This window comes from Mesorhizobium sp. 1M-11, from assembly GCF_001303895.1.
Lineage (GTDB): Bacteria > Pseudomonadota > Alphaproteobacteria > Rhizobiales > Rhizobiaceae > Mesorhizobium.
In genome coordinates, this window is sequence record NZ_LJSD01000058.1 from 53,871 (window position 1) to 79,280 (window position 25,410).

Sequence of the window (25,410 nt, forward strand, 5' to 3'; positions counted from 1 at the left end):
ATGGTTGGCCTGGTTTCAACACAGCGTCCTCGTTGCCGGGTGTCATCCATGAAAAGCATGCTCTTGTCTGCCGCCATGCCCTTCACGCTCGCGGCTGTTGCCTCGATTGCCGGGGCCACCTCGGCATCCAGTGCCGACCGCGACAAGCAGTTCTTCCAATCGGTCGAGGGACAGTGGGTCGGACCGGGTGAAATCGTTGCCGGCAAATACAAGGGAACCAAGTTTACCTGCAATTTCAAAGGTTCCACACCCGAGGGCAGCAAGATTGGCATGTCGCTGGATGGCGATTGCCGCGTCGGCGTCTTCTCTCAGAAGATGGGCGCCACGGTCGAGCGCAAGGGGCGCGAAGGCTATAAGGGCTCCTTCATGGGCGGTTCATCGGGCTCGGGGCTCGACATCATTTCCGGCAATGTCGTCGATAATCGCAAGGTGGTCTTCGCCATCAACCGCAATCAGCTCCGCGGCGTCATGCAGGCCCGCGTGCCCAACGACAATTCGATGATCGTCACCGTATCGGTGAAGGTCGACCAACAGATGGTTCCGGTGATCGGCATGAACCTGAAGCGCGTCGATGGAGTGGCCGTGGGCGCAATCGCCCGCAACTGACGCCCCCCAAAAAAAACGGCGGCCATGGCCGCCGTTTTCGTTTTCACCGTGCACAAGGTGCAAGAATGAGCAATCAGCCCTTCTTCACTTCGGCGATGATTTCGTCATAGGCCTTGCAAGCGTCGGCCTGGTTGTTCGAACCCGAATATTTGGTGGCGATTTCCTGGACCTTGGCCGCCCATTCCGAAGCCTTGGCCGGGTTCTTGGTCACAGATTCCTGGACTGCGGTCGTCAATTCCTGGGTCTTTTTGCCGATGACCTCGGCGGTGCATTCGGGCGCCTTCGAGCAGGCTGAAAGACCGAGCGCCGCCACGCCGACAACAGCCAGCACAATCTTCTTCATGGTAGTCCTCTCCATAGTGGCGACGATCCCGTCCGCCCTGCGTTTATAGCCCCAGCCCTCGTCGTCCATAGCGCGCCACTGAGGCCTGCTGCAACTCACCAACGTACAGCCCTTGGAAATATTGGATTTACCGGCCGCGACCCGCCCATCGGCGCGGACTGAAGGACGCTGATTCGGGGCTGTTCGCGGCGCGACGAAGTCGCCAGCGCGGAATGCGATCAGCAGAGATGGCGTTCCGCTCCAGCTCTTGTTTGTCGCATGATCCTTGTCCGAAAAGTCTGCAACTTTTCGGGATCATGCTCTATCCTGACCACGGGACTCCTCCCTCCAACGGCACAGCAAAAAACAGGAACAGCGATGGCGGTCGAGGCTTCAAGCAGCGAATTGGTGAACGTGGTCGCGCTTCTCGGCGCCGGGGTCATCGCCGTACCCATCTTCAAGCGCGTCGGCCTCGGCTCGATCCTTGGCTACCTGGCAGCAGGATTGGCCATCGGCCCGTTCGGCCTGCGCATCTTTTCCGACCCCGCTGCGATCTTGCATGTGGCGGAGCTTGGCGTGGTGATGTTCCTGTTCATTATCGGCCTCGAAATGCAACCGTCGCGGTTGTGGGGTCTGCGTCGTGACATATTCGGGCTGGGCGCGCTGCAGGTCGGATTGTGTGCGCTGCTGCTGACGGCGTGCGGACTTGCGGGTGGGTTCCCGGTCGCCCAGGCTTTTGTCGCCGGCGCGGGCTTCGTTCTGACCTCCACCGCCATCGTGATGCAATTGCTCGAGGAACAAGGCGAAATCGCCACCCCGAAGGGGCAGCGCATGGTCTCGATCCTGCTGCTCGAAGACCTGGCCATCGTGCCACTGCTGGCGCTGGTGGCCTTTCTGGCCCCGGGCGGCGCGGACACCACCTTGCAACAACGTTTCGCCGAGATCGGCATCGGCGTCGCCGCGATCGTCGGCCTGGTGGTCGCTGGCCGCTATCTGCTCAATCCGTTGTTTCGCGTCCTGGCCGATGCGCGTGCTCGCGAGGTGATGACAGCCGCGGCCTTGCTGGTCGTGCTGGGATCGGCGCTTGTCATGCAGATGAGCGGCCTTTCCATGGCCATGGGCGCTTTCCTGGCCGGCGTGCTGTTGTCTGAATCGACCTTCCGCCATCAGCTCGAGGCCGATATCGAACCGTTTCGCGGCGTGTTGCTCGGCCTGTTCTTCCTGGCCGTTGGCATGTCGCTCAATCTCGCCGTCGTGGCTGAGAACTGGCAACTGGTTGCGATCTATGTCGTCGCCTACATGGTTGCCAAGGCGCTCGGCATCTACGCAGTGGCGCGATTGCTGAAGGCGTCGCACCGCGAGGCGGTCGAACGTGCCGCTGTGATGGCGCAGGGCGGGGAATTCGCTTTCGTACTCTATTCTTCTGCCAGCCAGGCAGGCATCATCGACGGCCCGGCGAACGCGATCCTTACCGCCATCATCATCATCTCAATGGTGCTGACGCCGTTGGTGATCATAGCGCTTCGCTATCTGTACCCACCGCGCGACGAGCCCTCGCTTGACGGTGTCGATGTTGCTGAAGGCCTGTCAGGCTCGGTGCTCATCATCGGCTTCGGCCGGTTCGGCCAGATCGCCAGCCAGCCGCTCATCCTGCGCGGCGTCGACGTCTCGATCATCGACAACGATGTCGAGATGATCCAGGCCGCCGCGAATTTCGGCTTCAAGGTCTATTACGGCGACGGCACCAGGCTTGATATCCTGCACGCAGCAGGTGCCGGACGCGCCCGTGCGGTGCTGATCTGTGTCGACAAGCCGGAAACCGCCGTGCGCGTCGCTGAACTGGTCAAGGCCGAGTTCCCATTGGTGACGATTTTCGCCCGGGCCTTCGACCGCGGTACTTCGCTGCAACTGGTCAAAGCCGGTGTCGACTTTCAGCTGCGCGAGACCTTCGAATCGGCACTGGTCTTTGGCGGTTCGACGCTTGAAGCGTTGGGCGAAGATCCGGACGAAGTCGCGGAGGTCATCGAGGACGTGCGTCGGCGCGACGCGGCGCGCTTCGACCTGCAGCTCACCGGGGATATCCGCGATGGACGCAACTTCCTGAAGGGCAACCTGGCGACGCCAGCCCCAGCGCCTGTGACGCAGCCGCGCCGCCCGGCCCAGCCGCTCAGCGAGGAGACGGCAGAGGTCCTCAAAAACGCGAGTCCCGCTGCTTCGTCTTAGACTCAAACTTTTCTAGACAATTTACTGAGATAACAGAGGAAATAGATAGCAACGATGGACGAACGCGCGCTTGGCATCACGGCCTTCTGGCGTAAAGCTGGCGCGGATGCGTGGTTCGTGAAAAACGAGACCTTCGACAGCGAGCTCCGCAACCGTTTCCTCGACTTGCATTATGCTGCGGCTCAGCGGGAACTAGACGGCTGGGTTGACCACGCTGAAAGTGCGCTGGCGCTGATGATCCTGCTCGATCAATTCCCGCGCAACTGCTTCCGCGGCACCGCGCACATGTTTGCTACCGATCCGCTCGCCCGCCATTTCGCGGCCAAAGCCGTGACAGCAGGGCACGACATGGCGGTCGACGTTGATGTACGAGTGTTCTTTTACCTGCCCTTCGAGCATTCCGAGAACCTGGATGACCAGCAGCGCAGCGTCGAGCTGACGGAAGCCAATGCGCCGGATTATCTCAAATATGCCATCGAACACCGCGACATCATCGAGCGCTTCGGCCGCTTTCCACATCGCAATCCGCCACTCGGCCGCGAAACCACCGCGCAGGAAAAGGCATTTCTCGACGACGGCGGGTTTTCCGGTTGAATTGAAGGAACTCGGTGCTCGCCGGGGTTGGAGCAACTCCAGGAAAAGTGCGTAGCGGTTTTCCGTCCGGAATTGCCTAAAAACAAAGGGGCAGAGCGTTTCCACGTTTCCGTAAAAAACGGAAACGCTCTAGGCCTGCCACCAATCGCGGCCGGACGGCAGCTGTTCGATGCCCGTAATGTTCATGGCCGCAAGCCGCTCTGAAACAGTCTTGCCGGCCAGAACGAGCTGCGGCGCGATTTCGGCCAACGGTACCATGACGAAGGCGCGCTCCAGCATACGTGGATGCGGGACCGCCAATTCGGTTTCGTGAATGGCGCGGTTGCCGAAGACGAGGATGTCGATATCGATCAGGCGCGGACCCCAGCGCTCCTCGCGCACGCGCTTCAGCTTTCGCTCGGTTTCCAGACACAGTTCCAGGAGCACATGCGGCGTGAGGTCGGTCGTCAGCTCCGCGGCGATATTCAGGAAATCCGGCTGGTCTGTCTTGCCCCAAGGCGGCGTCCGGTAAAGCGAGGAAACCGTGAGCACGCGTGTCCCGGCATCTTCGTTCAACATGCGCAAGGCCGAGGCGATGGACTGGGCCGGATCGCCGAGATTGCCGCCGAGGCTGAGAAAAACGGTGTTATTGCGGCCAGACAACGGTGACCTCAACGTAATCGAGCACGCCGGGCACCGGCGCATTGGGCTTGCGGACGGTGATTTCAGCCGTCTTGATCTGCGGGAAACGCTGGGTCAGCGCCTTGGCGACATCGAGCGCCAGCGCCTCGATGAGAAAACGCCGTTCGCCCGTGATGATCTTTTCGATGACGGTGAAGGCAATGCCGTAGTCGACGGTACCGTCAATGGCATCTTCATCCAGTTCCTTGACAGGGTCGACGGTCAATACCGCATCGACATAGAAGCGCTGGCCGAGCCGCTCTTCCTCATCATGCACGCCGTGCCTGGCAAAGAAGGCGCAGTTCTTCATACGGATGACGTACATTAGCGAGGTTCCTGCCGGGTGTTGTTGCGGGCCAACATAGCATCCGCAACGGCCAACGCATCCACGTTGATTGCGACATCATGGACGCGAAAAAGATCGGCGCCCTTGAGCCGCAGAATGACACTGGTGGCCGCGGTGCCGGCCGCTCGATCTGCGGCATCCTTGCCCGTGACGGTGCCGACAAAGCGCTTTCGGGATGTCCCGACGATGAGCGGAAAACCAAGGTCGGACAATTCCTCGAAGCGCGCCATCAGATCGAGGTTTTCCTCAGCCGTCTCCTTGTTGAAGCCAAAGCCGGGGTCGAGCACGATCCGCTCGTCGCTGACACCGGCCTTTCGCGCGATCTCCAGCGACTTCTCCAGGAAGATGCGCTGATCAGCAATGACATCCTGCAGTTTTTCGCGGCCACGACCGGTATGCATGATGATCACGCCGGCCCCGGCCCGCGAAACCTCATCCGCGATTTCAGGTTCACGCTGCAACCCATGGACATCATTGACAATATGGGCGCCATATTCAAGTGCCAGACGCGCGGTCTCGGCGCGGTAGGTGTCGACGGAGATCAAGGCCTCGCCGCGCTTTGCCAATTGCTCGATGACCGGCAGCACGCGCCGCTGCTCTTCCAGCGCCGTGACGGGCGCAGCGCCTGGCCGGGTCGACTCCCCGCCAACGTCGACGATGGCGGCCCCCTCATGCACCATACGGGACGCCTGTTCGACCGCCAGCTCCAGCGCGTCGAACAGGCCGCCATCTGAGAATGAGTCAGGCGTCACGTTGAGGATGCCCATGACGACAGACCTCTCGCCAAGGTCGAGATGGCGTCCGTGCGCCAATTGCCATCGTCTGTTCATCTTTGCCCGCCAAGCTGTGCTGGCGATACGTATTTCGTTGCGCCGGCAAGGGCCGTAACGCAAGGTGGGGCAAGAGGCAATAAAATGAATCGAACTCTGCTCACCGCGCTGCTTCTCCTTTTCGCCGTTTCGACGGCCGATGCGGCGAATCTGGTGAAAACCTACAGCTATTTTTCCATCGGCGGGCGCTCGCTGGAGCAGATCCAATCCGAACTGTCGAAACGTGGACCGTCGGTGAAATCCACCGGCATGCGCCATCCAGGGGCCACTCGCATGGCTTTCACCAGCCGCATCGGTTACGCTGAAGAGCCGGAGTCGTGCCGCATCGTTTCGGCCGTGGTGACGGTGAAGACCCATGTCATCCTGCCCAGATGGAAACCGCGCGGCAAGGTCGGTCCGGATGTACGACTGTTCTGGAACACGCTGGCAGCCGACATCAAGCGGCATGAGGACCGGCATGTCGAAATCGCCAAGGACTACGGGCGCCGCCTCGAAAGCGCGCTGAAAGGCATTGGTGACGAGGACAACTGCAAGATCGCTGCGGCGAAAGCCAAAGAAGTAACGGCAAAAATCCTCAATCAGCACGACCAGGCCCAGGTTGAATTCGACCGCGTCGAAATGGTTAATTTCGAAAGTCGTATCATCAGGCTGATGCGCTATCGCATCCAGCAGGTCGAGGCCGGCCGTCTGCCAGGCTGAGCAGCAATCTCCGGGATTTTATTGGATTTTGCGAAACAGGATCAATGGAAGCAAGCCGTTGGTCCTTGAGACTCTCGGGCTATATAAGGAACGAGGTTGCTGACGGAGCGCATTCAGTGCGGCCGCGAGCAGGAAATTTCAGCCGTCTGTCGAAATGAGCACAGCCGAAGCGACATAAGTTCGGCCAATACACAATTCTCGACAAGAACGACGATCAAAGCCGCCACACCCTACGCGAAGCCATCGGATCCGCAGGCGTGCACGGCAGACAGGTGAATGACCATGGACCAGACCGTTTCCAAGCCTGCAGCGGTTGAAGGCGGCACACTTTCGGAGCGCGAAAAGAACGCCATCATCGGCGGCGTGCTTCTGTCGATGCTGCTGGCAGCACTTGACCAGACCATCGTGGCACCGGCCATGCCGACCATCGCGGCGGCGCTCGGCCATGCGCAGTACCTCCCCTGGATCGTCACCGGCTATCTGCTCACCGCCACCGCCATGGCCCCGCTCTACGGCAAGATTTCCGACGTGCATGGCCGGCGGCCGACGCTTTATGCGGCGATCCTCATCTTCCTCACCGGCTCCTTGGTGGCGGCGCTTGCGCCCAACATGCTGGTGCTGATCATCGGTCGCGCCATCCAGGGGCTGGGTGGTGGCGGCCTGTTCGCCCTGGCGCAAACGGTGATCGGCGATCTGGTGCCGCCAAAAGAACGTGCCCGCTACGCAGCCTGGATTTCGGGAACCTGGGCTGTCGCCAGCATTGCCGGCCCCCTGCTCGGCGGCACTTTTGCAGAACATCTGCACTGGTCGCTGATCTTCTGGATCAACCTGCCGCTTGGGCTGCTGGCAATGGCCATCATCAACAAGCCGCTGAAAAAGCTCCCGGTCGCCGCCCATCGCCACAGCATCGACTGGCTGGGGGCTGCGCTGCTTGTCATCGCCACCTCGCTGCTGCTTCTGGCATTGAATTGGGGAGGCGGTACCTACCCTTGGGATTCTCCGCAAATCCTCGGCTTGTTTGCCGCCTCGGCAATCGTCTGGGCCACCTTCGCACTCCGACTGGTCAAGGCAATCGAGCCGCTGATCTCGCTGGACGTGCTCGGTAATTCGATCGTCCTTGCCGGTACGCTGTCACTGTTCCTTCTGCAGGCCGCCAATGTCGGACTGTCTGTGTACCTGCCGGTCTATCTGCAGGCCCATCTCGGCCTGACCGCTTCGGAATCCGGCATCGCGATGCTCGGCATTCTGCTCGGTACCGTTGCTGGCGCCACCACCTCAGGACGCCTGATCCCGCGCTTTGTCCACTACAAGCGACTCGCACTGGTTGGCGTCTGTTTCGGCATCGTTACCCTGGCAGCGCTCGCAATCATTGCCGGCAGCACCTCGCTGATCTCGGTGATCGTGCTGACCACGTGCGTCGGCTATGGCGCAGGCACCACCTTCCCGGTGGCTACGATATCCGTGCAAAATGCGGTCGAGCATAATTATCTCGGCGTGGCGACGGGCGTCCTCACCTTCATGCGGTCTCTGGGCGGCGCGCTTGGTGTCGCGCTGCTGGGTGCGGTCGGCGTCGCCTATGGCCTGCCATTGATGGGCGAAGGCATCCAGACGCAGGCGCAGCTGTCGTCGGTAATTCCGTTTGCCGCGATCTTCTTCGTCAGCGCGGCGCTGCTTGTCGCCACGCTTGCCGCCCTCGCGATGATGCCGGAGAAGCCGCTACGCGGCCGCCGCGAAGCCGAAGCGCCGATGATTGCGGAATAAGCCGTTTAGAAACAGAGCATTACAGCTTTAAGCTGAGGCATCAGCCCTGGCGCGCGGGGATGCGCACCACCAGCCCGTCCAGTTCGTCGCGAACCTTGATCTGGCAGGACAGGCGCGAATTCGGCTGCACCTCATAGGCGAAGTCGAGCATGTCCTCCTCCATCGCCTCGGGCTCGCCGACCACGCCTGTCCAGGCCTCATCGACATAGACGTGGCAGGTTGCGCATGCGCAGGCACCGCCGCATTCGGCCTCGATACCCGGGACCGCGTTACGGATGGCGTTCTCCATGACCGTCGAGCCATTTTCGGCATCGACGTCAAAATGCGTCCCGTCATGGGTGATGTAGGTCAGTTTTGTCATTTGGTCACCTGAGAAGTCACAGCCGAGATAATCACTCGGCGGCGCAAGTCAACTGTCGCGCGAAACCGCCTCAAAGTGACGCTTTTGGGAAAACCGGGCTTCGGCCAGAAGACAGTGATCGTCCATCCAGCCGGCAGACCGCCCTATCGGCTGATCGCGGCGATGAAATCGCGAACATCCTCGACCAACGGGCCGAGTTTCTTCACAAGGCGATCGTCTTCCGGCTGGCGCTCGAATGCGGCCGCCCAATCGGCTATGGCCAAGGCACCGACCCCGCGCGCAGAGCCCTTCAGTGCGTGTGCCAAAAGGAGACGCTGACTTTTGTCCGCAGACGGCAGCCTCTCATCCACCGAGAGCGCCTGCTGCACAAACAGTGCCAGCACCTCACGCTCGAGATCTCGATCGCCCATGGTTTGTCGAGACAGATGTTCCATATCCACAGGCCTGTTTCCGGCCCGGCCCGATGCTTCTCCACCGGGCATCGAGAACGCCACGTTTACGCTACGCATAACACTCAACTCCATTGTCGCAGCAGCCTGAGGCCGCACAAGCTAACGAATTCCGATGGATGGCGGGTTAACAAGGAGTTGTGAAAAATGTTTGGCAACGCGAGCCCGGCTCACGCTTCCGTTAACCTTATATTTAAAGTTTTACGTATGCCGCCGAATGCATGTTTTCTTTACCCCCCTGTGTCATTACGATACGAGGGACCAAAATCAGGCCTCGGCGCGGGACGAAAAAAGACAATAACGACCGCTCTCGCAGCAGCTAGTACAGGGTAGCGAAGGCATGGCGAAGAAAACCAGCACGACGAAGAATCTCGATTCCGAGGTCGCGAAGGAGCTCGAACAGGCTCTTGATTTCGACCTCTCCGAACAGTCGGGAGACCTCGACATCGCTGCCTCCATGGAAGATCTGGAAGCCCAGATATCACAGGCTGCAGACGAACTCGCGCGCGCCGGCCGCGCCGAAAAGGCAGCACCGGCAGAGGCCGCCCAGCCCGCCAAGGCCGCAACGACTGAAGCCAAGCCTGCCGAACTGCGGCCCGCCGAGCCGCGCAACGGCGCAGCCCAGCCAGCTGGATTTTCTCCCGCCAATGACGATCGCCAGAAGGACTATCGCTCCTTGCTGCACGGTCTCAATCGTCGCGCCTCTAATACCATCTATTGGGTGGTGGCTTTCGTCTCGATCGCCTGGATCGCCGGTGCCGCGGCACTCGCCAACCTCCTGTTCGGTCCCGACATCTGGAACATTCGCTCTCTCGCGCAGCTGCTGCAGCGACCGGAGTTGATCGGCATCGCCGTTGCGGCGATTGTTCCGATCGTCCTGTTCTGGGCTTTCGCCGCGATGGTCCGCCGCGCGCAGGACATGCGATTGGCCGCCCAATCGATGACGGAAGTAGCCTTCCGTCTCGCCGAGCCGGAGAACATCGCACAAGACCGCGTGATGATGATCGGCCAGGCCGTACGCCGCGAGGTCGCGGCCATGGGCGAAGGTATCGAACGCACGCTCGCGCGTGCCGTCGAACTGGAAAGCCTGGTGCACAGCGAAGTCAGCCAGCTCGAACGCTCCTATACGGAAAACGAGAGCCGCATCCGCAACCTGGTCGACGGGTTGGGCAGCGAACGCGAGGCCGTCATCGGCCATGCCGAGCGTGTGCGGGCTTCGATCTCGGGCGCGCATGAGACCCTGCGCGATGAGATCAACTCGGCCAGCGACGTCATCCGCGAGAATATCCTCGGCGCTTCGAGCAAGCTGTCGATGACCATCAGCTCGTCGGGCGATCAGCTGATCGACCGCATCAATGAAAGCTCGATGTCGATTTTCGATTCCGTCGAAAGCCGCCTCGACACGATCACCGATCGCCTCTCCACATCCGGCGAAGCCTTCGCCAGCCTGCTGGACACGCGCATCGCCAAGCTCACCGACAGCACCGACGGGTTGACCCGTTCGCTGACGGAACTGCTCGACGACCGGACGCAAGGCATGGTCTCGCTGCTGGGTGGTGCCGCTCGTACGCTGAGTTCCGAATTCGAATCCAGCCTCTCCGGCATCGAGCGTACGCTGGCCGAGCGCGGCCAGGCGCTGATCAGCGAATTCCAGACCCGAGCAGAAGCGCTCGACACGGGCACTCAGAAGCTCAACGCCGCTCTGGAAGCACGTGCACGCCAGATCAACGAAACGCTGGTTGATCGCGCGCGCGATATCGCCAACGCCTTCACCGACGGCAAGGATACGCTGTCCGCCATCATCGATCAGGGCAAGGCGCAGATCGGCGCCGACATGGCCGATATCGTTACCTCGACCTCGACGATGCTGGAGGCTCGCGCAACCGACTTTGCCGGCCGCATGGAGGCCGCGCACCACGCAGTGTCGCGCACTTTCGATGCCGATATCGCTCGTCTCGCCGACGCCCGCGCCGGCATCGAGGAAGCGGTCGAGAACCACAGCCGCAAGCTGGAAGAGAGCCGCGAGCGCATGGCCTCCGCCATGCAGGCGGATCTGGAGAAGTTCTCCGAAGGCCGTGCCGCTATCGACGAGGCCGTCACCTCGCAAGTGCACCTGCTGTCCGAGGGACGCAACCTTATCAGCCGCGCTCTGGAAGAGGATCTGCGCAAGGTCAACGAGTCGCGCGCGGCCATCGATGCCTCGCTCGGCAGCCATCTGGAGCGCCTGGAGGAAGGCCGTTCGCGCCTGACCCATGCTCTCAATGAAGACGCCGACAAGCTGGTGCATGCCCGCACCATCATCGATGAAATGGTTTCCGGCCATGTCGGCAAGCTGGCCGAGGGTCGTGGTATCCTCGCCCGCGCTCTCGATGCTGATCTCAACAAACTGACCGAAAGCCGCGCAGACATTGACAATTTGGTCGCCGGCCAGGTTGCCAAGATCGCCGAAGGCCGCGCCGTTCTGGCACGTGCGTTGGAGGCCGACGTCGACAGCATCAAGGCGCTGATGGAAAGCCATTCCGTGCAGCTCGCCGACGATCGCGACCAACTCGGTCGCGCGCTCGACGCAGATCTGTCCAGCATCCGCCGGCTGGTCACCGACCACTCTGGCCAACTTGCCAATGAGCGCAGCCTGCTTTCGCAGACTCTGGAATCGGACCTTGCCAAGCTTGCCGAAAGCCGCGCTTCAATCGATGGGCTGGTCGCCGGCCAGGTCGAGAAGCTGGCCGAGGGCCGCGATATCCTCAAACGCGCCCTCGAGGCCGACCTCGGCACGATCAGCTCCGTCATTTCCGACCAGTCGCAGAAGCTGACCGACGACCGTGCGCAATTCGCCCGCCTGCTGGAACAGGATCTGGCGAGCGTCAATGAACTCGTGCGCGGGCATGCCGAACAGCTTGCAACCGACCGCTCGCAGCTTGCCAAAGCTCTGGAAGACGATCTCGCCAAGCTTGCCGACAGCCGCTCGTCCATCGACGGTCTGGTCACCGGTCAGGTCGAGAAGCTGGCCGAAGGCCGCGACATCCTCAAGCGCGCCCTGGAGGCTGATCTCAATGCCATCACGGCAGCGATCGGCGATCAGTCGCAGAAGCTCGCCGACAACCGTGCCCTGTTCTCTTCGGCGCTGGACACCGATCTCAGCAACGTCAATCAATTGATCGCCGGCCACAGCGAGCGGCTCGCCGCCGATCGCTCCCTGCTTGCCAGGGCCCTGGAAGACGATCTCGCCAAACTTGCCGACAGCCGCTCGTCCATCGACGGATTGGTCGCCGGTCAAGTCGAGAAACTCGCCGAGGGTCGCGACATCCTGAAACGCGCCCTGGAGGCCGATCTCAACACGATCACGGCCACGATTGCCGATCAGTCGCAGAAACTGACTGATAACCGCGCCCAGTTCTCGCAGGCGCTGGATGCCGACCTTGCGAGCGTCAATCATCTTGTCGCCGGCCACAGCGAGCGGCTCGCCGCGGACCGCTCCCTGCTTGCCAGGGCCCTGGAAGACGATCTCACCAAACTTGCCGACAGCCGCTCGTCCATCGACGGATTGGTCGCCGGTCAAGTCGAGAAACTCGCCGAAGGCCGCGACATCCTCAAGCGCGCCCTGGAGGCCGATCTCAACGCGATCACGGCCACGATTGCCGATCAGTCGCAGAAACTGACCGATAACCGCGCTGAGTTCTCGCAGGCGCTGGATGCCGATCTTGCGAACGTCAATCATCTTGTCGCCGGTCACAGCGAGCGGCTCGCCGCCGATCGCTCCCTGCTCTCCAAGGCACTCGAAGAGAACCTCTCGAGCGTCAGCAATCTCGTGGCCGGCCACAGCGACAGGCTGGCGGCAGACCGCTCCCTACTCTCCAGGGCACTGGAGGATGATCTCGCCAAGCTGGCCGACAGCCGCTCGTCCATCGACGGATTGGTCGCCGGCCAGGTGGAGAAGCTGGCAGAGGGCCGCGATATCCTGAAGCGTGCGCTCGAAGCCGATCTCGCCAAGATCGGCGAAAGCCGCGGCGGCATCGACGAAGCCATCGCGGGCCATGTCGGCCGGCTGGCGGAAGGCCGCAACATGCTCACCCGCGCTCTGGAAGAGGATCTTGCCAAGCTGGCCGAAAGCCGCGAATCCATCGACGGACTGGTTTCCGGTCAGGTCGAGAAGCTGGCCGAAGGCCGCGATATCCTCAAGCGCGCCCTGGAATCCGACCTCAATACCATCAGCGCGACGATTGCCGATCAATCGCAGAAGCTGGTCGACAACCGCGCCCAGTTCTCGGAAGCATTGGATGCCGACCTGAGCCGGGTCAATAACCTAGTGGCCGGCCACGGCGAACGACTGGCCAGCGACCGCGCCTTGCTTGCCAGGTCTCTGGAAGACGATCTCGCCAAGCTCGCCGAAAGCCGTGCCGCGATCGATGGCCTTGTCGCTGCTCAGGTCGAGAAGCTGGCCGAAGGCCGCGATATCCTCAAGCGCGCCCTGGAAGCCGATCTGTCGTCAATCGGCGGCGTCATGGCAGGCCAGTCGCAGAAGCTTGTCGATGCCCGCACCGATTTCCAGCAGGCGCTCGACGATGAATTGCGGCGCGTCAACGACATCGTCGCCGGCCACAGCCAGCGGCTCGCTGCTGATCGCTCGATGCTCACCTCGGCGCTGGAAGACGACCTCGCCAAGCTCGCCGAGAGCCGCTCGTCCATCGACGGCCTTGTCGCCGGCCAGGTGGAGAAGCTGGCCGAGGGCCGTGATATCCTGCGGCGTGCTTTGGATGCCGACCTCGCCAAGCTCAACGAGAGCCGCGGTGGCATCGATGCCGTCATCGCCGACCATGTCGGCAAGCTGGCCGAAGGTCGCGACCTCTTGACCCGCGCGCTGGAAACCGACCTCGCCGCCATCGACGGCGCGCTCGGCGGCCACGCCCAGCGCCTGGCCGACAACCGCGCCGACTTCGCGCAAGCGCTGGAAGGCAGCCTGGAGCACGTTCAGGGCCTGATTTCGGGCCACAACGACCGGCTCTCGGCGGATCGCTCGGCCCTCACCCAGGCACTCGAGGAAGACCTCGCCAAGCTGGTCGATGCCCGCCGCGATATCGACCGCGCCCTGGCTGGACACATCGACCAGATCGCGACCTCTTCCACAAGCATTTCGGACGCCATCGCAGCCGATATCGACAAGGTCGAGCAAGCTTTCGCTCGCCAGACCGGCGTCATCGAGGAGCGTTCCAGCACGATGGAGCGCGCGCTCAATGCCGGCGTCGACAACATTCGCGGTGCGCTGGAAAAGAGCGCGCTCTATGTTGCCGGCCAGCTGCGCGAAAAGGTTCTGGAGGTCACCAACACGCTGCACGAGCAGGCCGGCATTGCCTTCACCGATGCCGACCGCAAGATCGCCGAGCGCGCCGAACAGACCTCGGCCGCCCTGCTCGCACGTGCCGAAGACATCGCCCAGACGTTCGAGAGCGCGGACCAGAAACTGGTGGCCCGTGCCGTGGAGACGGCACAGACCCTGGCTGCCCGCGCCGGCGATATCCTGCGCAACTTCGAGGATGCCGATCAGCGCATGGGCATCCGCATCGGCGAATCCGCTGATGCGCTTGCCGCCCGTGCAACCGATCTCGGTCGTGTCTTCGAAACGGTCGAACAGCAGCTGGCAGTCCGCATTGCGGAAGGCTCGGACGCGCTGTCGGCACGTGCCGCCGAGATCAGCCGCGTCTTCGACGAAGCCGACAACCGCATGGTATCCCGCATTTCCGACAGCGCTTCGGCGATCGGCAGCCATGCCGATCAGATCGTCGGAGCCTTCGAGGATACCGAGCGCCGCGTCGCCGACCGCGCCCGCATGACCGGCGAGGAGCTTGCCGGCCATGCCGTCGAGATCGAGCGCGCCTTGACCAGCGCCGACCAGCGTCTGGCCTCCAGTGCCGCTGCCACTGCAACGCGTGTCGAAGACCAGATCGCCAGTGTCGAGAACCGCTTTGCGGCATCGGCCGATGCGATGGGTCAGAAGCTCGAGCAGCAGATCACGCAGGCCGAAGGCCAGCTCGCCTCGCGCGCCAATGTCATCGCCGAAACCTTCGCCGCCGTTGGCCAGCATATCGGTCAGAGCACGAATGAAGCGGCCAAGACCATCGGTGCCAACACACGCGAGCTCAACTCGATGCTGGCAGCCCGTTCCGCCGAACTGTCCAAGATCCTCGACGAGACGGCACGCCCGCTGGTCGACAAGTTCTCGGAAGGCGGCATCGAGATGCAGAAGAGCATGGAGGAGGCGACCGAACGCGCCACCTCGACGCTGCGGCGCGAAAACGCCGCCCTTGCGGACGCGCTGGCCAGCCGCACGGCTGAAACGCTCGCGGCAGTCGACGGCGCCCGTTCGTCTCTGGCCGACAATGTTGCCGATCTCATCGGTCGCATGACCAATTCGGCCGACCAGCTCAACACGCTGATCGCCAAGGCTTCGGAAAATCTCGGTGAGGTCGAGACCCGCCTTACCGGTTCGACCCAGAGCTTCGCGGCGACCACGGAGAAGGCTTCGCAAACCTTCGCCAGCTCGGCTCGCCTGGTCGATTCCAACACGACCAGACTGACCGAACTGTCTTCGGCGACGTTGCGCGAAGTGGCTTCCATCGCCACTCGCTTCGACGAACATAGCCGCCTGCTTGCCAGTGCCTCGGACCTGCTCGGCTCCGCACAGAGCAATCTGGAGCACACATTGGCACGTCAGTCCTCGCTCGATGACCTTGCGGTTGGCCTGGTCAAGAAGTCGGAAGATCTGGAAAAGGTCATGCGTTCCTTCGAGACGCTGGTCGGTCAGACGCTGCAAAGCGCCGAAGGCAGGACACTGGAATCGGCCGACAAGATCCGTGTCGCCATTTCGGAGGTGGTCGATTCCGCTACCAAGCGTTTCTCGGACGCCACCGAGGAGATGCGGCGCACCGCCGGTTCGATCAAGAGCGAGCTGGATCTGACTCGCGCCGAATTGCGCAAGGGCGTCATCGAGATGCCGGAAGAAGCGAAGGAATCGACCACGGCGATCCGCCGCGCGGTTTCCGAGCAGATCAACGCGCTCAAGGAACTATCGGACATTGTCGCCAAGTCTGGCCGCACCGTTGACGTTTCGGAGCCGCGTAACTTGCGCCCTGCCCCAACGCCTGCTCCACGTCCATCGGAGCCGCCGTTGCGGCGCCCGGCGGAACCGCAGCGTCGTGCTCCTGAAGCGCCAGCCACTCCAACAACCGGTCTGCGCGGCTCACTGGACGCTGGCGAGACGGCGTTGCGGCCACGCGGTGACGCTGGCGCCCGTACGCCGCAAGGCGGCTGGGTGCGTGACCTGCTGACCGGCGCTTCGGAAGATGACGGTGCTCGACCGACGCCGGCCCAGCCCCGGGCAACGCCGGTGCAACGTTCACCGCTGCATGTCGTGGAGTCGCTCAACTCGCTCTCCGTCGACATCGCCCGGGCCATCGACCACGATGCCTCGATCGAACTGTGGAACCGCTACCGGCGCGGTGAACGCGACGTGTTCACTCGTCGCCTCTACACGCTGAAGGGCCAGCAGACCTTCGACGACATCCGTCGCAAGTATCAGTCGGAAGCCGAGTTCCGGGCCGCCGTCGACCGCTACTGCGATGATTTCGAGAAGCTGCTCAAGGATGTCTCGCGCAACGATCGTGACAATATGATCTCGCAGACCTACCTCACCTCGGACACCGGCAAGGTCTACACCATGCTGGCTCATGCCAGCGGTCGCCTGCGCTGAGATCACGTCGAATAAGCTAAAAAGGCGGGAGCCATTCCCGCCTTTTTTTGTTGTATTTGATTGTTGGAGGATGCAATGCCCGATCGCCAACCTGACATCGCGTTTTTCCGCTCCCTCGAACAAAGCCTGCACCGTCCGGACATCCGGCGTTCGCGCAACGCTGTTGGTGAATGGCTCGCGGACGACTTTGTCGAGTTTGGCAGTTCCGGCTCCATCTATGACAAGCCGACCATACTCGACGCCTTGGCCAAGGAACCGGTAGCCAATTCCGATGCGGCAATCGAATCGGATGATTTCAGGATGCGGGTTCTTTCCGCGGATGCAGTCTTGTTGACCTACCGCACCGTCAGCCGTTCATCCGAGCTCGGGATAGAAAGGCACGCGCTGCGCAGTTCGATCTGGCAGCAGATCGATGGCCGCTGGCAAATGAGTTTCCATCAGGGAACGATCGTTCCCAACAGGTGAAACTGAAGAAAATTCAGATCGTCGAATCCGACCAGCTCACGATCTCGCTCACCGCCTGACCGAAGGCGCGATCAAGTGCGGTCACATAAGCCGAATTGCCACCGCCACCGGAAACCGGTGCACTGGTCCGGAAGCTGCGCGAGGCGCGTACTTCGCCGTTGCGATCGTTGAGGATGCGCACGTAGAGTTCGACATGCGCCTGCTCGCCTTGTTCGGCGCGCACCTCGAAGGCACGGATCTCGGTGATGATCCGGTAGTCGATCGCCAATCCTTCGCCCGGTCTGCCGACCCCCGCAAAACGGCCGGAGCGCTGAAGCGCTTCGGCGAGCCTTGCCTGCACGATGACCGGCAGCCGGTCGGCCCATTGCGCGCCCTTCAGATACTGGATCGAGCGCTGGCCGGTCTTTATGACGATGTTCTGGCTGTCCAGCGCCTTCAGCGCCACCGGCTGAGTGACGAGGATCTGTCGTTTGCTTTGGCCACCGGTCTGCACGCTCGGCGTCGACAGCTCAAATGTATCGAGCGGCGCAGGACCACCACCCGGCAGCGCCGCACATCCCGCAAGGATAGTCGCGAGCAGCAACAACGCGCCCGCATGCACTCGGATCGACTTCACGCGACGTCCCCACTGAACACAGCCGGCAGGTCCCCTTCCGGACGGTATTTATCGATGGAACTGCACCGCGCCGTCAACGTCGTGCCCTTCCGTCATATTGGCGAACCTCGCCATCGCCACCCGACAGGATACGCTGCGGGTTGCGCTGGAAATCGGAAACCGCCTCTTCGATGCGGTTGACCGAACGTCTGGTGTCCCCCACCAGAGCCTCCACATTCTGCAGCCCCTGGCCGGAGAAGCGCTGCAGATTGTCGGAGATGACACCGACGTGCTTGTTCAGCGTGTCGGCCACCTGCTTGAACGACTTCAGCGTTTCGCTTGCCTGCGCGACCAGACCCTTGGTGTCACCGGAACCGAGCATGCCGTCCACCTTGGCCAGAATGCCGTCGATGCGCACGGAGGCGTTGTTCAGGCGCTCCGCAAGCTGTTGCGCATCCTCGATGGTCTGCTGAATGTCGTCCGAGCGCGCGGCGACCTTTTCGGTCACCTTGGCGATATCGGCCGAAGCCTTGCCAGCGTTGACGCTGGCATCCTTGATGTTGGCAAGCGCGGTACGCACATCGGCCGGATCGACGCCGTCAAGCACGCCGTTGACCTTGTCGAGCGTCACCTGTGTCTTTGCTGCGAAATCGTTGATCGACCCCACCGCCTGCTTGACCTCGGCGATGGTCGAATCGAACTGGTCGCTCGTCTTGCTCAGATTGCGGGTGAATTCGTCGACGTTGGCGACGATGTTCCTGACCTTGTCGCGATCGACGGAATTGAGAAGCCCTTCCGCAGCCTTCAATGCACCATCAAGCTTGCCCGAAACCCCCTGCAATTCCGTCGAAAGCGCGCTGACACTCGACAGGAACTTGTCGATACCATCGGAATTCTTAGCCAGGGCATCGGAAAATTTTGCCGCGTTCTGTGCAGTCTGCGTGAGTGGCCCGCGTACATCCTTGGCGAAGCCCTCGAATTCACCCAGGACCTTGTCGGTGCGGGTGGCGATGTCCTGTGCAGTCTGCAAAAGATTGGTCACGGCAGAGGGCTTGGCGACGATCACCGCCACGCGCCCATCCTTCTCCGCTTCGTCGAGGATCTTCGGCTCTTTCGGATTGGCGCCGGTCAACTCGATGTTCGCTTGCCCGGTCAGGCCGGCAAGGCCGATGTCCGCCTGCGTCGAGCGGGTGATCGGCGTCATCCGGTCGATCACTGTATCGGCCACGGCAATGGTCGGATCGTCCACGTCGATATAGACCCGGCGCACATCACCAACCTTGACACCGTTGAACAGCACGAAGCTGCCGCGTCCAAGGCCCGAGGCAGAGCCTGGAATACGCACCTGCAGGCTCGTCGTCTCGCCACGGTCGCCTATGTTTGCGGTCCAATAGACGAAACCGAAGGCCGCCAGGATCGCCACCAGCGTGAAAATGCCGACAATGACGTAGTTGGCTCTGGTTTCCATTGCTTCACTTATGGCTGCGCGCGCGTTGCAAGATCAAGCTGCCGCGCCCGTTTTCCGCGGAAATAGGACTTCACCCAGGGTTCTTCGCTCTTCAACATGTCTTCGACGGTGCCTTGAACCAGCACACGCTTCTTGCCGAGCACGGCGATACGGTCGCAAGCGGTGAAAAGCGAATCGAGATCGTGCGTCACCATGTAGACGGTCAGGTCCATCGTATCGCGCAGCTTGACCACCAGCTCGTCGAATTCGGCAGCACTGATCGGGTCTAGGCCGGAAGTGGGCTCATCGAGGAAAACGATATCAGGATCAAGCGCCAGTGCCCGCGCCAGCGCAGCACGCTTGATCATGCCGCCCGAAAGTTCGGATGGATATTTGCGTGCGGCATCCGGCGGCAGCCCCACCAGCTCGATCTTGAGCATGGCGAGTTCGTCCATCAACTTTTTCGGCAAATCGAGATATTCGCGCATCGGCACCTGCACGTTCTCCAGCACTGTGAGTGCCGAAAACAGCGCTCCCTGCTGGAACAAGACGCCCAGCCGCATGTCGATGCGCAGTCGCTCGGCGTCGCTGGCTTTGTCGACGTCGACGCCAAACAGTTTGATCACACCGGCCTGCTTCTTCACCAGGCCGAGCACCGTACGCAGGAGCACTGATTTGCCAGCGCCGGAGGCGCCGACGAAACCCAGGATCTCGCCACGTCGGATATTCAAGGACAGCCCGTCGAGGATAACCGTTTCCCCGAACGCCACCTTGATATCGTCTGCCGACAGCACGATGCCATCATGATCGTTGTCCGTATGATCGGCGTTTTCGTCGACGAGGGTCATGTCAGAAATTGATCGCCGCGTAGAACAGGGCGAAAAGCCCGTCGAGGATGATGACGACAAAGATGGATTTCACCACCGACTGGGTGACGTGCAAGCCCAGCGATTCGGCGCTTCCGCCGACCTTCAAGCCCTCCACGGAAGCGATGGTGCCAATGATGATGGCCATGAATGGCGCCTTGATCAGACCGGCAAAGATCGTGCTGAGATCGATCGCGACTTTGAGCCGGTCGATAAAGGCCGCAGGTGGAATGTCGGAATAGAGCCAGGCCGCGAAAACACCGCCGCCGAGGGCCGCGAAATTGGCGAGAACGGTGAGGCAAGGCAAGCCGATGACGAGAGCAACCAGACGCGGGAAAACCAGGACACCGATCGGGTTGAGGCCGATGACCTTCAGCGCATCGACCTCTTCGCGCATTTTCATCGAGCCGATTTCGGCGGTGATCGCACTGCCCGAGCGACCGGCGATCATGATGGCTGTCATCAGCACGCCGAGTTCGCGCAGCACCAGCACCCCGACCAGATCGACCACAAAGATATCGGCACCGAAATAGCGCAGTTGATAGGCGCCCTGCTGCGCCACAATCGCGCCGACGATGGTCGACATCAAGAGAACCACCGGTACGGCGCCAACGCCCATGCGGTCGAGCTGATTGAAGATGGCCGCCGGATTGACCGCGTGACCGCGTCCGAGCTTCATCTGAGCGCCGCGGATGGTGGCACCAAGGATGTTCATGCCGGCCAGGAAATCGTCCCCCGCCTCATAGACCCGCCGCCCGATGAGTTCCAGCGCCCGCAGAATGATGTTCGGCTGAGGAATCGGTTGCACCGACTCGCTTCGTTTCACCGCGTCGCAGACGGCGGCGATCAGGGTCGTTACCGTCTCGCTCTGCCCGATCTGCTGTATCTCGGCCCCGCGTGTCTCATGGGCGTTGATCAGGCGCTCGATCAGCCAGGCACCGGCTGTGTCGATCCGTCCGATCTCGGAAAAATCGAGCGACAGGACCTTGAAGTCATTACGCTTTTCAAGTTTGCGCATTTCAGCATCGACCTGCGCCACACGTCTCGTCGTCCAATTGCCGTGAAAGGCGCAGGCGAGTGTTCCGTCGCGGTCGCTGACGACAACGCGCGGCTCGACGGCCGCTGCGGCGGCCTTGTCGCTTGCGTCGCGTTTGCGGATCGTCAACATGGGATCCTGTTTAGCCTGACGGCGCTGGTCTGTCGATTTGTCGCCGGCGTCACCCCAGCATTGCCGGAGCAGAAAAATATGGCGCGTGTCATTTCGGTCGAAGCCGAGCGTTTTCCGATCGCCGGAGTTTTCACCATCGCACGCGGCTCCAAGACCGAGGCTGAAGTCATCACCTGCACGATCAGCGAGGGCAGCTATACCGGACGTGGCGAATGTGTGCCCTACAAGCGCTATGGCGAGACGATCGAGGGCGTTCTGGCAGCGATCGAGACGATGCGCGCGACGCTTGAAGCCGGCCTGGACCGCATAAGACTGCAAACAGCGATGCCCGCCGGCGCGGCGCGCAATGCCATCGACTGCGCCCTATGGGACCTTGAAGCCAAGATGACGGGCACTTCGGCAGCCATGCTGCTGGGCATCGCGCCTGAACCGCTCGAAACCGCTTATACTCTCTCGCTTGCCGAGCCCGAGGCCATGGCTGCACAAGCTCGCGCCAACGCGACGCGGCCACTGCTCAAGGTCAAACTCGGCAGCGAGAACGATGCCGCGCGCATCCGCGCCGTGCGCGAGGCAGCACCTGAGAGCCGGTTGATCCTGGACGCCAATGAAGGCTGGACCGACGACAATGTCGCGGAAAACATCGCTGCTGCCGCGGCACTTGGAGTTGCGCTGATCGAACAGCCCCTGCCCGCCGGCCGCGACGACAAGTTGAGGCACATTGCTCGTCCAATCCCCATCTGCGCCGATGAAAGCGTGCATGCGGCAAAGGACGTCGATGCGCTGATCGGCCTCTATGATGCCGTCAACATCAAGCTGGACAAAGCGGGCGGCCTGACCGAAGCCCTCAAACTGCGCGACCATGCCCATGCGCGCGGCCTCGGCATCATGGTCGGCTGCATGGTCGGCACTTCACTTGCGATGGCGCCGGCGGTGCTTCTGGCGCAAGGCGCCGACTACGTCGATCTCGATGGACCATTGCTGCTGGCGCGCGATCGCGACCCGGGCCTTGTCTACGAAGGTTCGCTGGTTTCACCGCCCAGCGGCGTGTTGTGGGGCTGAACGCGCCGCAAGCAGGATGAGTGCCAGGCCCAGCAATGCCACCGGCACCATGGCGTAGAAGCCATCGCCCCCGAATTTCTGGTAGAGTGGGCCGGAAGCCAGCGTGACGGCGGCCATGGAGAAGCCGTTGGCGAAGAAGGCAATGCCTTGCGCCGCCCCCGTACGGTCCTCGGCTACTGTCTCGCCGATCATCTTCTGCAGACCGATCAACACGAGTGCCGTGGAAATGGCGTGCAGTGCCTGGAGACCGAAGAAGCCTGGTACGCCCAGGCCGAGCGGCCAGATCAACGGAAACGCAATCCAGCGCACGACCGCGCCGATGGCCGCCAATCCCATCACGCGCACCACCGGGACACGGCTGAACAGCCGGTTGAAGGCCATGAACATGCAGACTTCGCACACCACGCCGAATGCCCACAGGAAGCCAACGACGGAATCGCCGATTCCCAGTGACTTCCAATAGATGGATGAGAATCCGTAGAGAAAGCCGTGACTGCCGACCAGGACGCCGGCGCCGGTGGCGAAATAAAGGAAATACGGGTTGCGCAGGCTGGGCACCGCCTGCTGCAGGTCGGTTGCGGAGAGAGGCGACGCACGCCTCGGCCTTCCCAGGCGTGGCGCCATCAACCCAACCGCGACGATGGCCAGGAACGACACGAACAGCATGATCGGTACCGCGCCTGCTCCGGTCGAGGTCAGGATGAAGCCTCCGACCAGATTGGCGCAGAAATAGGAGATCGATCCCCAGATGCGCATACGCGGATAATTGGCACCGAAACGGCGTACGCCCGACAATGCCAGTGAATCGGCAATCGGCGAATGCGGTGTCCAGACCACAGCCAGCACCAGCGAGACGGCGAGCACCGTCGCGTAGCTCGGCGGCAGGAAATAGCCCACCGAAACAATCACGGAGGCGACAGCAAGTGTCAGGTAGACGTTGATCCGGTCGTTTGCCTTGTCGGCCAGGGACGTGAACAGCGGGGTCGTCGCCACGCGCAGGAACATCGGTGCCGAGAGAACGACGGCAATCTTCTCCGGGCTGAAACCATGCGCTTCCAGCCAGAGAGGGAAATAAGGCAGATAGATACCGCTCGGCACCAGAACGGTGAAGAAGAGCAGTGCCATGCGCAGTTCATAGTTGCGCGGCTTGATCTGCTGTTCAGGCGAAAGCGGAGGCAATGACATGAAGGGCAATCGGCAAGTGCTGCCGGCAAAATGACCGGCCAGCCGCCTGCTCTACCATGCCTACCAGTTGCCAGAAACTGGTTGGCCTAATCGATTTATGTCAAATATTGCCTGGGTATGCGAATTGTCGAGATCGCCAGCCGCTCAAGCGGCTTCTGCCGCCCTGACCTTCTTCGGCAAGGCGTCAAAAGTCACCGGCACCAGTACCGGTTCTGCTTGCATCGCTTCCGGCATGACGTGCGCCCAATGCAGGATTTCAAAACGACCGTCGAAGTGTTCCACCACGGCCGTGCAGCTTTCCACCCAGTCACCGGTGTTGATGTATTGAACGTCATCGACGGTTTCGATGGCCGCGTGGTGGATGTGACCGCAGATAACCCCATCGACCTCGGACCGGCGGGCTTCCTCGGTGAGCACTTCCTGGAAGGAACCGATGAAGTTCACCGCTTTCTTCACCTTGACCTTGGCCCAGGACGAGAACGACCAGTAGGGCATGCCGAAGACTTTGCGGAATCGACTGACGCCCCGGTTGATCAGCATGGCCGCGTCATAAGCATAGTCGCCGAAATAGGCGAGCCAGCGTGCATTGTGCACGACCGTGTCGAACTGATCGCCATGGATGACGAGCATGCGCCGGCCGTCGGCTGTCTCGTGGACGGCACGGTCTGCCACCACGATGCCGCCAAAATGCACCCCCTGGAATTGGCGGGCGAATTCGTCGTGATTGCCGGCGATGTAAGTGATCGAAGAGCCCTTGCGGGCCTTGCGCAGCAGTTTCTGCACAACATCGTTATGAGCCTGCGGCCAATGCCAGCTGCGCCGCAGCCGCCACCCATCCACGATGTCGCCGACAAGGAAGATCGTATCGGCATCGTGATGGCGCAGGAAATCGATCAGAAACTCTGCCTTGGCCGCCTTCGATCCCAGATGCACATCCGAGATGAAGATGGAGCGGAATATGCGTGGTTTGGCGCCGGACATCGCGATCTCACCTTTCGCGCTGGCTATGCATCGATTCATGCAACAACCGTATGACGGTTGCGATTAGGCCAGTCCTTTCGCTAGAGCAATTCCAGGAAAAGTGCGTAGCGGTTTTCCGTCCGGAATTGCGTAAAAACAAAGAACTAGAGCGTTTCCGTGGAAACGGAAACGCTCTAGCCTTGGGTACCAAATCGGAGGTTTCGACATGGATCTTGGGATTCGCGGCAAGAAGGCGATCGTTTGCGCATCGAGCAAGGGACTGGGGCGCGGCTGCGCGATCGCGCTGGCCGACGCCGGATGCGACCTGGTGGTCAATGGGCGCGATCCCGTGCTTCTGGCTAAAACCGCAGCGGAAATCCGCGAACGGTTCGGCGTGCGCGTTGTCGAAGTGGTCGGCGACGTGTCGAAACCCGAGGTGCAGAAGGCGCTGATCGTCGCCTGTCCCGACCCGGATATTCTCGTCAACAACAATGGTGGACCACCCTATCGCGATTTCCGCGAACTTGACCGCGAGAAGATCCTCGCGGGCGTCACCAACAACATGGTTACGCCCATCGAACTGGTGAAGGCCGTCATTGACGGCATGGCGGCACGCGGCTTTGGCCGCATCGTCAACATCACCTCGCTCTCCGTCTATGTGCCGATCCCCGGCCTCGATCTGTCCTCGGGCGCGCGGGCCGGGCTGACCTCTTTCCTCGCCGGTGTCGCTCGCACCGTCATCGATCGTAACGTCACCATCAACAACATGCTGCCCGGCAAGCTGGACACCGACCGCCTGCGTGGCCCGCACGAGCCGGGTTCAGTCGAGACAGCGGAAGCGGCCAGGGAGCGCAAGGCACGTCTTGCCGCCGATATTCCCGCCAAGCGTCTCGGCACGCCGGAGGAATTCGGCCAGATCTGCGCTTTCCTGTGCTCGGTGCATGCGGGCTACCTGACCGGGCAGAACATTCCGGTCGACGGCGGCCTTTACGTCAGCGCCTTTTGATCTGGGGCGGTTGCGGGCCTGCCCGCAACTTCTCTCCTCAATGCTTTGATCCTGAATGATTTTC

Annotated in this window: 21 protein-coding genes; 9 read left to right on the forward strand and 12 right to left on the reverse strand. The window is 61.7% G+C overall.

From position 1 onward, the window contains the following. Window positions 1–48: 48 nt before the first annotated feature. The gene (locus AO692_RS25950) at window positions 49–606 is read left to right on the forward strand and encodes a hypothetical protein (protein ID WP_054312966.1); all 558 of its coding nucleotides are present in this window, start codon (window positions 49–51) and stop codon (window positions 604–606) included. A gap of 73 nt (window positions 607–679) precedes the next feature. Here the strand turns inward: AO692_RS25950 and AO692_RS25955 are convergent, their stop codons facing one another. Continuing rightward, window positions 680–949: a hypothetical protein gene (locus AO692_RS25955; protein WP_054312967.1), complete on the reverse strand. Its 270-nt coding sequence runs from the start codon at window positions 947–949 to the stop codon at window positions 680–682. 357 nt (window positions 950–1,306) lie between these two features. On the opposite strand from AO692_RS25955, the gene AO692_RS25960 reads away from it, so the two are divergent. Beyond that, complete coding sequence (locus AO692_RS25960) at window positions 1,307–3,151, forward strand: monovalent cation:proton antiporter-2 (CPA2) family protein (protein WP_054312968.1); 1,845 nt, start codon at window positions 1,307–1,309, stop codon at window positions 3,149–3,151. 54 nt (window positions 3,152–3,205) lie between these two features. Then, window positions 3,206–3,745, forward strand: a complete 540-nt coding sequence (locus tag AO692_RS25965; protein WP_054312969.1) for a DUF924 family protein — start codon at window positions 3,206–3,208, stop codon at window positions 3,743–3,745. 129 nt (window positions 3,746–3,874) lie between these two features. On the opposite strand, the gene folK is transcribed toward AO692_RS25965, so the two are convergent. Genes folK through folP form a run of 3 tightly spaced genes read right to left on the reverse strand, consistent with a single transcriptional unit; the run spans window position 3,875 to window position 5,581 of the window. Beyond that, window positions 3,875–4,387 carry a 2-amino-4-hydroxy-6-hydroxymethyldihydropteridine diphosphokinase gene (gene folK / locus AO692_RS25970; protein WP_054312970.1) on the reverse strand — a complete coding sequence of 171 codons (513 nt, stop codon included), beginning with the start codon at window positions 4,385–4,387 and terminating at the stop codon, window positions 3,875–3,877. Beyond that, window positions 4,371–4,730, reverse strand: coding sequence for a dihydroneopterin aldolase (gene folB, locus AO692_RS25975; protein ID WP_054312971.1), 360 nt, complete (start codon window positions 4,728–4,730; stop codon window positions 4,371–4,373). The genes folK and folB overlap by 17 nt, the downstream gene beginning before the upstream one ends. After that, window positions 4,730–5,581 carry a dihydropteroate synthase gene (folP, locus tag AO692_RS25980; protein WP_054312972.1) on the reverse strand — a complete coding sequence of 284 codons (852 nt, stop codon included), beginning with the start codon at window positions 5,579–5,581 and terminating at the stop codon, window positions 4,730–4,732. Before folP ends, folB begins: the two co-directional genes overlap by 1 nt. 84 nt (window positions 5,582–5,665) lie before the next feature. Between folP and AO692_RS25985 the strand changes: the two genes are divergently transcribed. Then, window positions 5,666–6,280, forward strand: coding sequence for a DUF922 domain-containing protein (locus tag AO692_RS25985; RefSeq protein ID WP_054312973.1), 615 nt, complete (start codon window positions 5,666–5,668; stop codon window positions 6,278–6,280). Between the two features lie 282 nt (window positions 6,281–6,562). Continuing rightward, on the forward strand, window positions 6,563–8,041 hold the full coding sequence (locus tag AO692_RS25990; RefSeq protein ID WP_054313036.1) for an MDR family MFS transporter: 1,479 nt from the start codon (window positions 6,563–6,565) through the stop codon (window positions 8,039–8,041). 40 nt (window positions 8,042–8,081) lie between these two features. Here the strand turns inward: AO692_RS25990 and AO692_RS25995 are convergent, their stop codons facing one another. Then, window positions 8,082–8,402 carry a 2Fe-2S iron-sulfur cluster-binding protein gene (locus AO692_RS25995; protein WP_054312974.1) on the reverse strand — a complete coding sequence of 107 codons (321 nt, stop codon included), beginning with the start codon at window positions 8,400–8,402 and terminating at the stop codon, window positions 8,082–8,084. Window positions 8,403–8,545: 143 nt separating this feature from the next. Next, window positions 8,546–8,911, reverse strand: a complete 366-nt coding sequence (locus tag AO692_RS26000; RefSeq protein WP_054313037.1) for an Hpt domain-containing protein — start codon at window positions 8,909–8,911, stop codon at window positions 8,546–8,548. A 280-nt stretch (window positions 8,912–9,191) separates the two neighbouring features. Between AO692_RS26000 and AO692_RS26005 the strand changes: the two genes are divergently transcribed. Then, window positions 9,192–16,595 carry a hypothetical protein gene (locus AO692_RS26005; RefSeq protein ID WP_054312975.1) on the forward strand — a complete coding sequence of 2,468 codons (7,404 nt, stop codon included), beginning with the start codon at window positions 9,192–9,194 and terminating at the stop codon, window positions 16,593–16,595. A 75-nt stretch (window positions 16,596–16,670) separates the two neighbouring features. Then, on the forward strand, window positions 16,671–17,060 hold the full coding sequence (locus AO692_RS26010; protein ID WP_054312976.1) for a DUF4440 domain-containing protein: 390 nt from the start codon (window positions 16,671–16,673) through the stop codon (window positions 17,058–17,060). A 13-nt stretch (window positions 17,061–17,073) separates the two neighbouring features. On the opposite strand, the gene AO692_RS26015 is transcribed toward AO692_RS26010, so the two are convergent. From AO692_RS26015 to AO692_RS26030, 4 genes are all read right to left on the reverse strand, one after another. Further along, complete coding sequence (locus AO692_RS26015; RefSeq protein ID WP_082407562.1) at window positions 17,074–17,676, reverse strand: ABC-type transport auxiliary lipoprotein family protein; 603 nt, start codon at window positions 17,674–17,676, stop codon at window positions 17,074–17,076. A 73-nt stretch (window positions 17,677–17,749) separates the two neighbouring features. Beyond that, window positions 17,750–19,123, reverse strand: a complete 1,374-nt coding sequence (locus tag AO692_RS26020) for an MlaD family protein (protein WP_054312978.1) — start codon at window positions 19,121–19,123, stop codon at window positions 17,750–17,752. An 8-nt stretch (window positions 19,124–19,131) separates the two neighbouring features. Beyond that, complete coding sequence (locus AO692_RS26025; protein WP_054312979.1) at window positions 19,132–19,950, reverse strand: ABC transporter ATP-binding protein; 819 nt, start codon at window positions 19,948–19,950, stop codon at window positions 19,132–19,134. Window position 19,951: 1 nt separating this feature from the next. Beyond that, on the reverse strand, window positions 19,952–21,136 hold the full coding sequence (locus AO692_RS26030) for an ABC transporter permease (protein ID WP_054312980.1): 1,185 nt from the start codon (window positions 21,134–21,136) through the stop codon (window positions 19,952–19,954). A 78-nt stretch (window positions 21,137–21,214) separates the two neighbouring features. Between AO692_RS26030 and dgcA the strand changes: the two genes are divergently transcribed. After that, on the forward strand, window positions 21,215–22,195 hold the full coding sequence (gene dgcA / locus AO692_RS26035) for an N-acetyl-D-Glu racemase DgcA (RefSeq protein WP_054312981.1): 981 nt from the start codon (window positions 21,215–21,217) through the stop codon (window positions 22,193–22,195). On the opposite strand, the gene AO692_RS26040 is transcribed toward dgcA, so the two are convergent. Beyond that, the gene (locus tag AO692_RS26040; RefSeq protein ID WP_054312982.1) at window positions 22,166–23,380 is read right to left on the reverse strand and encodes an MFS transporter; all 1,215 of its coding nucleotides are present in this window, start codon (window positions 23,378–23,380) and stop codon (window positions 22,166–22,168) included. The genes dgcA and AO692_RS26040 overlap by 30 nt on opposite strands. Window positions 23,381–23,524: 144 nt before the next feature. Further along, on the reverse strand, window positions 23,525–24,361 hold the full coding sequence (locus AO692_RS26045) for a UDP-2,3-diacylglucosamine diphosphatase (protein ID WP_152979972.1): 837 nt from the start codon (window positions 24,359–24,361) through the stop codon (window positions 23,525–23,527). A gap of 205 nt (window positions 24,362–24,566) precedes the next feature. Here AO692_RS26045 and AO692_RS26050 point away from each other — a divergent pair, with 205 nt between their 5' ends. Further along, window positions 24,567–25,346, forward strand: a complete 780-nt coding sequence (locus AO692_RS26050; protein WP_054312983.1) for an SDR family oxidoreductase — start codon at window positions 24,567–24,569, stop codon at window positions 25,344–25,346. Window positions 25,347–25,410 lie beyond the last annotated feature (64 nt).